We start from the raw sequence: 1,996 nt of genomic DNA, 5'->3' as shown, positions 1-1,996 counted from the left end.
GTCTGTGACAGGGTCCCCGCTGGCGACCCGGCACGAGGTCACCCTGACCCCCGACCCCGGCCGCGTGATCGCCAAGTTGTTCGTTCCCGGTGAGGACGCCGCCGTGGTGCACAGCCGCGCACACCGGCTCGTCGACCGCATCGCCCAACTCGACGAACCCGACACCGCCCGCATGGTCCGGACGACCCTCGCCCGGTTCGGCGACCGGCACGGCGACCTGGAATCCGTCTGGACGCACCACTACGACCTGATCCGCCACCGGGTCGACCGGGCCGGCCGGTTGTCGGCGACCGCCCGCCTGCTCGTCGGCGCCTACTTCACCCACGAATTCGCCGTCGAGGCCACGGCCCTGTGCAACCCGTCCATGGTCGAGCACCACGACCAGACGGACCTGGATGCGGGCCGGCTGCGAACAGTCGTCAGCGCCCGCCAGATCGGCGAGGGACACGTGTCCTCGATCGGGTTCGCCACCGCGGTGATCGGGCCCGGCACCCGCCTCGACCTGACCGCCCGGACCGGGCCGTTGACCATTGCCCGGCGCGTCCCCACCGCGCATCGCCGGGACCTGCTGGCCGCCGGCATGGCCGAGACCGGCTGGGACAACGAGGTGTCGGCCACGGTCCTCGGTTCGCTACCCGAGCGGTTCGACGACGCCACCTTCGAACGTGTCCTCGGTGCCCTGCCGCCCGACCTGCTCTCCCGACCCACCGCGCAGGAGACCCTGGAACGGCTGCGGCGAACCAACGCCGCCGGATACGCCGCCGAGTTCCCGCCGGGCACACCGCTGCACCGGCAGGTGCTGTGGCCGGCGACGGCCGAGGAAAGCAACGGTATGGAGGACGCCCGGTTCGTACGCTTCACCGGTGACGACAACGTTCCCGTCTACCGCGCTACCTACACCGCCTACGACGGCCGGCACATCGCGGTCCGGGAGTTGTTCAGCCACGACCTGCGCCGGTTCGAGATGACGCCGATGCGCGGACCAGCCGCCCGCAACAAGGGGATCGCACTGTTCCCCCGACCCGTCGGCGGGCGTCACCTCGCCCTGTCCCGATCCGACGGGGAAACCACGGCCCTGTCGACCCTCGACGGCGGGAACCGTTGGCAAACAGCGGTTCCACTGCATCGCCCGTACCGGAGCTGGGAGCTCATCCAGGTAGGAAACTGCGGATCGCCCATCGAAACAGGCGACGGCTGGCTCGTCCTCACCCACGGGGTGGGGCCCATGCGCCGGTACGCCGTCGGAGCGCTGCTCCTCGACCTGCACCACCCGGAGCACGTCCTCGCCGAACTACCCGAGCCGCTTATCGAACCCGACCCGGCCGAACGCGACGGCTACGTTCCCAACGTGGTCTATTCCTGCGGCGGGCTCATCCACGCCGGAACGCTGTGGATCCCGTACGGATCCAGCGACACCCGTATCGGCTTCGCCACCGTACCGGTCGCCGGACTCCTCGACGCCATGGTTCCGATGGCTCGCTGACCGTCAGGTCGTGTCGGAGGTGCACCGCCTGGTCGTCGCCGCGGCCGGGTCGACGGTCAACGGGTGACGGTCGAACGGGCGACCGCAGAAATCCCGGCCACCGCCTGGCGCGGCAGCAACCGCGGCACCTTCACGTCCGGGCGTACCGTGTTGGTGAACACCGACTCGGACTCGCCGGGGACGTGAGCTTCTCGCCGCCCGGAGACGTCGGAGGTCGGTAGTTGAGGGCCGGCGGCCCTCGACACGGTCGAACGGGTTCGAGGTGCGGTCCACGGTCACCGGCGACATCGACCTGAACGGGATCCTGGGGCTGAACCCCGACGTCCGCAACGGCTATCAGGCATCACGGTCCGGTTCACCGTCACAGGCGACGCCCCGGCGGAGAAGCTGCGCGCGCTGGTCGCGCAGTCGCAGGCGCGGTCGGCGGTGTACGACGTCCTCACCAACGGGGTTCCGGTCACCATCGAGATGGAGACGGACTGACACCCGCCGGGGCGCGGCCGGGCAGGCACC

Annotated in this window: 1 protein-coding gene and 1 pseudogene; both read left to right on the top strand. The window is 70.5% G+C overall.

What is annotated here, in order from left to right; translation table 11 throughout:
* Positions 1-4: 4 nt before the first annotated feature.
* Entirely contained in the window at positions 5-1,483 is a 1,479-nt protein-coding gene (locus Voc01_RS52545) for a glycoside hydrolase family 130 protein (RefSeq protein WP_203935326.1), read from the top strand.
* Between the two features lie 309 nt (positions 1,484-1,792).
* Positions 1,793-1,966 (top strand): annotated as a pseudogene (locus Voc01_RS55015) (OsmC family protein); the annotation flags it as partial.
* Positions 1,967-1,996 lie beyond the last annotated feature (30 nt).

Source organism: Virgisporangium ochraceum (assembly GCF_016863655.1).
Lineage (GTDB): Bacteria > Actinomycetota > Actinomycetes > Mycobacteriales > Micromonosporaceae > Virgisporangium > Virgisporangium ochraceum.
Note: the sequence above shows the minus strand (reverse complement) of the source record. Positions and strands in the feature narration are given on the sequence as shown.